The organism is Bartonella sp. TS82HLJMH, from assembly GCF_042193495.1.
GTDB classification, from domain to species: Bacteria; Pseudomonadota; Alphaproteobacteria; order Rhizobiales; family Rhizobiaceae; genus Bartonella; species Bartonella grahamii.
Window position 1 is genome coordinate 140,355 of sequence record NZ_JBHILU010000004.1, and the last position, 8,491, is coordinate 148,845.

General features: G+C 38.7%; 6 protein-coding genes. 3 read left to right on the top strand and 3 right to left on the bottom strand.

Going from position 1 to position 8,491, the window contains the following annotated elements; all coding sequences use genetic code 11:
- Positions 1 to 877: 877 nt before the first annotated feature.
- Positions 878 to 1,891 (bottom strand): sensor histidine kinase, encoded by a 1,014-nt coding sequence (locus ACFIKO_RS03385; protein WP_273788470.1) that lies wholly within the window; start codon positions 1,889 to 1,891, stop codon positions 878 to 880.
- 22 nt (positions 1,892 to 1,913) lie between these two features.
- Positions 1,914 to 2,708, bottom strand: a complete 795-nt coding sequence (locus tag ACFIKO_RS03390; protein ID WP_015856822.1) for a response regulator — start codon at positions 2,706 to 2,708, stop codon at positions 1,914 to 1,916.
- A 168-nt stretch (positions 2,709 to 2,876) separates the two neighbouring features.
- On the opposite strand from ACFIKO_RS03390, the gene ACFIKO_RS03395 reads away from it, so the two are divergent.
- The 3 genes from ACFIKO_RS03395 to ACFIKO_RS03405 all read left to right on the top strand — a co-directional run bounded on the left by ACFIKO_RS03395 (position 2,877) and on the right by ACFIKO_RS03405 (position 5,288).
- Positions 2,877 to 3,080 (top strand): NepR family anti-sigma factor, encoded by a 204-nt coding sequence (locus ACFIKO_RS03395; protein WP_375620233.1) that lies wholly within the window; start codon positions 2,877 to 2,879, stop codon positions 3,078 to 3,080.
- A 7-nt stretch (positions 3,081 to 3,087) separates the two neighbouring features.
- Positions 3,088 to 3,642 carry an RNA polymerase sigma factor gene (locus ACFIKO_RS03400; RefSeq protein ID WP_375620234.1) on the top strand — a complete coding sequence of 185 codons (555 nt, stop codon included), beginning with the start codon at positions 3,088 to 3,090 and terminating at the stop codon, positions 3,640 to 3,642.
- A 224-nt stretch (positions 3,643 to 3,866) separates the two neighbouring features.
- Positions 3,867 to 5,288, top strand: a complete 1,422-nt coding sequence (locus ACFIKO_RS03405) for a sensor histidine kinase (protein WP_375620235.1) — start codon at positions 3,867 to 3,869, stop codon at positions 5,286 to 5,288.
- 852 nt (positions 5,289 to 6,140) lie between these two features.
- On the opposite strand, the gene ACFIKO_RS03410 is transcribed toward ACFIKO_RS03405, so the two are convergent.
- On the bottom strand, positions 6,141 to 8,126 hold the full coding sequence (locus tag ACFIKO_RS03410) for a M23 family metallopeptidase (protein ID WP_375673280.1): 1,986 nt from the start codon (positions 8,124 to 8,126) through the stop codon (positions 6,141 to 6,143).
- Between the last annotated feature and the right edge of the window lie 365 nt (positions 8,127 to 8,491).

An 8,491-nucleotide genomic window follows, 5' to 3' on the forward strand; every position in this document is an offset into this window, starting at 1 on the left:
GCCAGTTCTATAGTGAATTAATTAAAGTCATTGGGTTGCATGTCATAAAGGGGTGTGTATGGGCTTTGTGTTGGTGAGAAATATTTGAAAAAAGACTAAAATGCTCCTTATGAACGCTCTCAAATGTCAATGGCTGTTGTAACATGAGGGACAAAGGGTATGATGATGCTCAGCTTACTACTTTTATGAAGTGAAAAGGGGCATCAAGGTAAAGAAGGAGGTGGAGCAAAAAGGGGCGTGCTTGATGGTTCACTTTACGGGGGCTATTATATTTTATTTACAGACACTGTTTTGAAATGAGCGTGGATGCGCTGGGAAATATTAAAAAAGTGCGTGAATGAAAGACGCAAGTGTATTCTGTTTTAGGATGTCCTATCGTACCTGAAGAGGATATCTTCATTAAAGAATGCGATAAATAAAAGCATAAAATGTGTAATTTCATCAGTTAATTGTCGTTGTCGTGGATGCTTTAGTCCCGTAAAGCTGAAGAGTGATGGTGGATGTTAGCTTTACTCCTTAAAATTTTATATTCTGCCAAAATTAAATTGTATGCGCATTGCGAAATTACACAAAAAGAGATAGGTAATAGGCTCGCTTTTATTTGGCATACAAAAGCTGAAACGGTTTGCTCTTCATCGTTTTGGTTTCTGTCTTAAAATATGCGGTTCTATGAGGGATGAAAGTTGATTGACAGCGGGAATGGATTTTATGCGACTAAGTTATCATTGTTAAGGTTTTTTGTTAAGGTTTTGGGGAACTTGGGGGACATAGTGGTTGGTTTAAAGAGGCTGGAAAATATCTTTGTGCTTAATAAAATAGATGAGAAATTTTGCTAAAAAAGGGGAAACGTCTCTTGTTTATTGTTTGAAATGCTCTTTTAAGAAAAAATATCAAAATAAGTATCAGGAACAGAGAGGCAATAGATAATTCCTTCTTTTGTCAATTTGAGGGAAGCGGAACCATTTACGGAAATGGGAACGATTTTTTCGAGAACGGCACTACCAAAACAGGCTTTTTTATTGTTTGTGGGAGGGATGCCAGATTCAAAATTTTCATGCCAAGTGATGATAAGTTGCGTTTTACCATTCAGTTTTGTTTCGATTTCACAGCGTACACAGATGCTACCCTTTTCTTGGGAAAGGGCTCCAAAAGAAAGAGAATTTACAATTAGTTCATGAAAAGCCAAACCAATATGCAAAGCGGCATTGGGAAAAAGATAAGGATCTACGCCTTCAAGTGAAAAACGTTCTGTTTCTTTCATAAAATAGCCTAAAGCCTGCGTTTGGACCAATTCGCGAAATTGAGCGCCACGCCAATCAGAATCAGTGATCAGATCTTGAGAATGAGAAAGAGAATGAAGACGACCTTGAAATTTGCGTAAGAAAACCTGAAGAGATTCAGTATAGCGAGCGGTTTGGCTAGCAATACTTTGAATGATCGCTAGAAGATTTTTAGAACGATGACTGACCTCGCGAAGAAGGATTTTAAGCACTTGTTCACGGCGGCGTAAGCCGGAAATATTAACACCGGTGGTGATAATACCGATAATGTCTCCGTTATCATTACGATGGCAATCAATAGAAAATTTGTACCAAATCTCTTGTTTTTTTGTATCTTCAAAACGTGCTTCAACAGTTTGCATTTTGCCACTCGCTAAAACTTGCAGTTTGATGGTTTCCATATTGTCTGCAAGGTCAAGCGAAAAAAAGTCGCTGTCACGACACCCAACCCGCCATTTATTGTGCAAATGGTGTGGCAAGTTTTCAGCCCATAAATAAACCAGATTTGTTGCCTGATAGAGAACACAAATATCAGCACCACGAATCGCTTGCATGAGCGCACTCATATGAGATCTATCCATGGGAGGCTTTGAAAGAGGCGTAACGATCATAATTTTAAGATGTTACTCTGTTCTAAGCCGCTTTAGAAGCATTCTCTTGAAAAAATAAAGCTTGGGAAATAAGCGCTTTCACCATATCAGGGTTAAAAGGTTTGGTCACTAAAAAAGTTGGTTCTGGACGCTCGCCGGTCAGTAGCCTTTCGGGAAAAGCCGTGATGAAAATCACCGGTATACGGTCATTTTTCAAAATCTCGTTGACCGCGTCAATACCTGAACTGTTATCAGCTAATTGAATATCAGCCAAAATCAACCGTGGTTTTTTCTTATGATACATGATGACAGCTTCATCACGCGTGCGCGCTATTCCTACAACATGATGACCTAAGCTTTCTACCATTTGCTCAATATCAAGTGCAATAAGAGGTTCATCTTCAATAATCATTACTTCAGTGGCAATTTGTTGAGAAATATCAATGGATGCTTGGTTGAGAAGCTTACGGAATTCTTTTGTATCAAGATTCATGATTTCGCTTGCTTCTTGTTCATGAAATCCTTCAACGGCAATGAGCAAAAATGCTTGGCGTGCACGGGGCGTGAGATAGGATAATTTGGCACTGGTTTTTTGTTCAAGACCAAATTGGGGCAGGGGTTCAGGGATGTTCGGTGTGGTTTGGTCAAAAAGATGGCAAAAAAGCCAATAGGTACCAATTCGGTCACTGGATGCTTTGGGAAAAATGGAGATGTCGGCAATGAGTGCTTCCAACATTGCTGATACATAAGCATCGCCAGAGGATTGGCTACCGGTGACAGAGCGGGCAAAACGCCGAAGATAGGGAAGATGCGGGGCAATGCGCGTTGATAATGACATAATTTATAACTCCTTTGACCTTTCAAGCATTTTGTTGGTTGAAATTCTCAGCAGATAAAAAAGTTCCTTGATTTGTATGGAACTTTTTATCGACAGCCATATTTACAACCATAGAGCGAAAAACTCTTCGCGGTGCTACTGATATTATATGGATTAGGGGGATGAAAAATGAACGACCGTGATGAAAAAAATCTCACCACACAATTTACAGTTGGAGATGATCTTCTCGGGGTCAATAGCGAAATAGCACGGAAGTTACGTCAATTTTACATGGAAATTCAAGAAGAAGCACTGCCACGGTGTTTGCTCGAGCTTTTAGAGAAGTTGGAGCGCGCAGAGCAATTTGGCTTAAGCAATGTGGAAAAGGTTTGAATTCTTTATGTCAAAGTGCGCGAAAAACTTTAAACAAGAACTCCTTTTGGTGTTGCCGGCTTTACGAGCTTTTGCTGTTTCTTTAAGTGGCAAGCACGATAAAGCCGAAGATTTGGTCCAAGATACTGTTATGAAGGCATGGGCTAAGCAAGATAGTTTTGAGATGGGAACCAATCTTAAGGCTTGGCTTTTTACCATTTTGCGCAATGAATTTTATAGTCAAATGCGTAAAAAGGGAAGAGAAGTTCAAGATACCGATGGCGTATTTACTCAAAATGTCGCTGTTCATCCTGCTCAATACGGACTGCTTGATTTGCAAGATTTCAAAAAAGCCTTAAATTTGCTTTCTGCCGATCAAAGAGAAGCCATTATTCTTATTGGCGCATCGGGGTTTTCTTATGAAGATGCTGCCGCTATTTGTGGTTGTGCTGTTGGAACCATTAAAAGTCGAGTGAGCAGGGCGCGTAATCGATTACAAGAACTTCTCAAGGTGGATGGTGAGTCTGATTATGGTCCTGATTCTTATTCAGCTGGAAGTACATTATGTTCATTTAACGGCTAAAAAAGCATAATAATTATGATCGTTAGCCTTGTTTTTTTTATTCCCGTTATAGCTATTACAGTAAAGTCAGTATCTGAGGAAATTCAGAGTGTTTGGCGTGTATCCTTAGGAACACAAGAAAAGCCTGTATAAACTTTCCCACGGGCTTTAGGTTTTATGTGCCATAAGGTTGCCTTCCTTTGTGCTGAAAAATGACGACTTTCAAGTTCGCCAATGGACATTCTATGACAACAAAAACAAATTTGATGCCTCAAATGCCTTCTTCTGATGCAACGATATCACGCTGGCGGTGGGTAGCGATTGTTGTTTCTCTTGTTATGGCTCTTTTGGCATCGGTTTTTATTATGTTGCTTTCAAATGCCGTTGATCGGGAAGTAGCACAGTTGGATACAAGTTCAGAATTGCGCGAACAGGCTGATTTGGTTCTTATTAGCTTGATTGATATGGCTGTTGCTGATCGCAGCTATGCAAAAACGCGCAAGGCGGAAGATAAAGTACGTTTTGAAAATTCAGAGCGGGAGTTGGGGAATGTTCTCGATTATATTGCACTTATTGTTTATGCGCATCCACAATGGTATGAATGGTTTACGGCTTTTAAAAAAGAGGTTGAAGCACGAAAAGCATTTATGAATGCCCATATGCATGCTCTTGATGCGATTCCTGAACAACCTTCTCATGCGACCTCTTTTGAAGTATCAAAGATTCCTGTGGCACGTTTAGCTCAATTGATGACAAGCTTTATTAATGGGGATGATGTGGTGCGACAAAAACAGCGTGAGGGTATCGCATTAATGCGGGCTGCTTTGACATTGGCGGCTATTGTTTCCGTTGTGAGTACTTTTATTTCTGCCTATTTTGTTATTAATCGTTTTCATCGTGATGTGCGCTCTTTAAAATTGTATCAATTGCTGCTTCATAGCGAAAATATCGCTCTGGAAGCCCGCGTGAAAGAACGGACACAAGAATTAGAAAGAGCCCGTAATCACGCTGAAAAAGAACGCCAACGGGTTGAAATATTGTTGCAGGATGCAAGCCATCGCATTGGCAATTCTCTTGGGACGGTGTCTTCTTTGCTGGGGCTCCAGTTAAATCGGAGCAAAAATGAAGAGGTACGTTCTGTGCTAGGAGCTGCACGTGATCGTATTCAGACAATTTCTACAGCACATCGTCGTTTGCGCTTAAGTGATGATATGGAAACGACTTTTTTAGCAGAGTTTCTCAGTTCTGTTGTGCATGATGTCGAATTAGCAGTCCCTTTTGAATTGCGTGAAAACATCACCATTCACACCAACTTTAAAGATTGTCGCCTGTCTTCAAGAGATGCGACAACACTTGGAATTATCCTTGGTGAACTGCTAACAAATTCTTTAAAACATGCCTTTCCTGATCAACGTACGGGTCATATTTATATCTCTTTTGGTCCCCAGAAAGATGGACAATTGATGCTCATTGTAGAAGATGATGGTGTGGGAATGAAAAGCCAAACTTTAGAACAAAAAACAGGACTTGGTCGTGTGGTCGTGGAACAGCTCTGTATGCAATTTGGTGAGAAACCTCTGTTTGAAACTTCTGCTTTAGGAGGCACAAAGATTGTCATTCCTTTGCCAAAACTCAGCATGAATAGTTTAAAAAAAAGCTCTGACTGATTTTTTAAAGAGATAAACTCTTTGCTCTCTGCTTGTTCGTTTTAATAAAAATGAGAAAAAATATGACTTAGATAACGCGAACACAGTACCATTCATATCAGATTGTCAATTGTCTTTAAGAGAAGCAACATTGCTTCTTCATCGTTTGGTCTCTTTGTTTTTCGCTTTGTTGACTCAAATTATCGGCTTTCAAAACTCTCCTTTTTTTGTATGTTTTATAGGCTTTGAAGTGCTTAAGTTAAAATTTAAATTTATTTTGAATAAGAGCTTCTTTAAACCAATAATATTTATATTAGTAAGCTCTATTTCTTTACGAAGAGATTGTTTTTTCAAATTTTGTTATTTTTTGTAAGGCATGTAAAACTTTAAATATGTGGTGTTTTTGTAAAAGTGTGTAACGAATATTTTTAGGTAAAACTTGCTCATAAAGTTTATGAAACACCGTCCTTTAAGGCTATGAACAGCATAAGCATTCAACAAGTGGAATCTATTCAACAAGAAGTCGGGTTGTTTATAGAATGATATGGGTTTTAGAATCTTCATCCTTTAGAAAAACTCACCTTTGATTAAGATTTTATTGTATGGATAACAAAGGGATTTTTATCGTTTTGATAAAACAAACAAGAAGAGTTAGCCTTTTGGGATTTCATATTTTGCACTTTTCTATTGTGCATAAACATGCAAAGGGGAGGGCGTTTATTCTTAATCATTGTTATGCAACCTTGGGTGGTGGCATATTTCGGCGTATTCTTTATAGATGTTTAAAGTGCGGAAATCTCTTTGAGAAAAATAAGCGCTAAAGCATATTTTTTAGATGTTTTGAGTCGTAAAAATTGCAGATGCTTTTATGCTTTAAGTTTCCTCGGGGGGGGGTATCGGGCTGTTTATCAAGGCATCAATATTGTTTTTTTCTTGTAGGAATGTTTGTAGGTCTTGATTGGTTAAGGCTTTGCTATCCGGTATACGGATGCGCATGGGATCAACTTTAACGCCATTGACAATGATTTCAAAATGACAATGGGGACCGGTTGCCATTCCTGTTGTTCCAACATACCCAATGATTTGTCCTTGTCGTACTTTCACGCCTGGTTTGATGTCTGGTGCATAACGGCTTTGGTGTGAATAACTGCTGACATATCCATTGGCATGTTGAATTTCTGTGTGATTTCCATAGCCACCTGTTACGCCTACTCTTGTGATAATACCATCTCCTACAGCAATAATGGGTGATCCTTTAGGAGCAACCCAATCAACTCCCGTATGCATGCGAACATAGCCTAAAATAGGATGTTTGCGTGGACCAAAGGGGGAGCCAAAAATTCCATTTGGTGTGGGTTTGCGCAGCAAGAAAGGCTTTGAACTCCTTCCTTCAGAATCATAATAATCAACGCTTCCATCTTTTAATTGATAACGGTAATATTTATAAGTTGTATTTCCAAAAGTTGCGCTAATATAACGAATTTCTGGATCAGTATTTTTGGATGCTTCCTTTGCTTTCAAGTTCTTTTTGCCGTTTTGGTTTTCTTTATCACTTTGTGGTACGGCATAAAATATTTCGATTTGATCATTGGGGGTTATCGGACTTTTCATGTCAATATTGGTGGCAAGCAGACGAATAAGACGATGAGAGAGAGATTGTGATATATTATGGCTTAGCAAGGCACTATAGAGTGCATCATAAGCTGTTGGTAATTGCGCGCTATTGATATAAGAATGCGGAATACCATTTTGAAAAGCCGTTTGAAGAGCTTTAGACATTTTAGGCTCTGTGCTTTCAATGAATTGGCCTTTATCATTTAGCGCAATGGTAAGAACATGATACATCCCTTGATAGATACTTGCGCGTACGAGATGGTCTTCTTCACCAGCTTGTGTCACGATACCAATGCGTAAAAGACTTCCCTCTTTAAGGGTATCGGAAAGGTTAATTTTTTCTAGCGCTTTTACGACCTGTTCAATTTGCTTTTTTGTATAACTGGTTTTTTTGAAAGCATCGGCTATCGTTTGTTTTTTACGAATAGGAATAATATCTTCAACATAGTTTTTTGTCAGATCGATACGGTGACTTTGAGGAGAAACGGTTACATTTTCTTGAATAATGCGAACTTCAGGGGATTCTGTACCTTGGGAATCAGTGGATGCATCTTCTAATTTTAAAGGATCAATCAATGTGAGAACTGAAAGAAGTTCGGTACTTTTTTCTAAAGTAAATCCAGCTTTTTGCACTTCTTGTTGTGCCTCTTCATCTGTCAGCGTATCGTTGTCGTCAAAATCGAATTGATTTACCTTAAAATCATAGTTGCGTAAGGTGATTTTTGTTTCAACCTTTGCTCCATAAATTTGTCCAGAATCTTGTGGTTTGGCGATTTGATTTTTCGAATCACTGGCAAGAATGCTTAAAGAATCAAATTTTGGATAGCTATATTTCTGGGGGCGCTTTTCGGCTAAAGCCATACGAATCCATTCAAAATGTTGTGTTTGAATAACTTGTTCATCGCCTTTTTTTTGCAGAATTGATAGTTCAAATTGACGTTTGCTGTCAAAGCTTTGCCGTGCATGGGTGGGAGAAATACGATCACCTTTATACCCATTGGCCTCAGGATCTTGTGTGTGAGAGAGATTTTCTTTCGTAAACCATTGTGGAGGGGTTACCAATCGCTGTTGTTCATCAAGAGCCGTAAAAAGTGCAATACCCATAAGAATGCAGGAAGTGATTCCTGTCAGAACGGTTCCCGTAAGCCAACGGGCCGAAACTTGTCGGCGCGCAGGACGCAGGGGTTTGACGACAAGAGCAGGGTCCTGTCCGGGATCGTTTTTTTGTTGCTCGTTATCCCACATAGATTTTAAGAGTACTTTTTCAATATTAAATAAAGAAAGCTAGCATAGCTTAGCATGTTTCTACAAGAATTTGATTCTTTTTACAAATTACAGATCATGCGAATTCTCTTTATACAGTAATGTCTTTATGAATCGTACCTGTGCAGAAAAATTTCCTTATTAAAGTAACATAAAAACAAGCGTTATTGTGATTAATCTATTCCTAGGCACTTCCTATTTTTATGCATTGCAATGGGGTGCTATATTCACTTTAAAGGCGCCATGCTCCCTTTAACTCTTTCTGTTTTCAAGTTTTATTTTTATTTTAGTGTAATGTATTGAAATACAACCAGTTGTTTACGATATTTTATTTTTGAAAAAAGTAA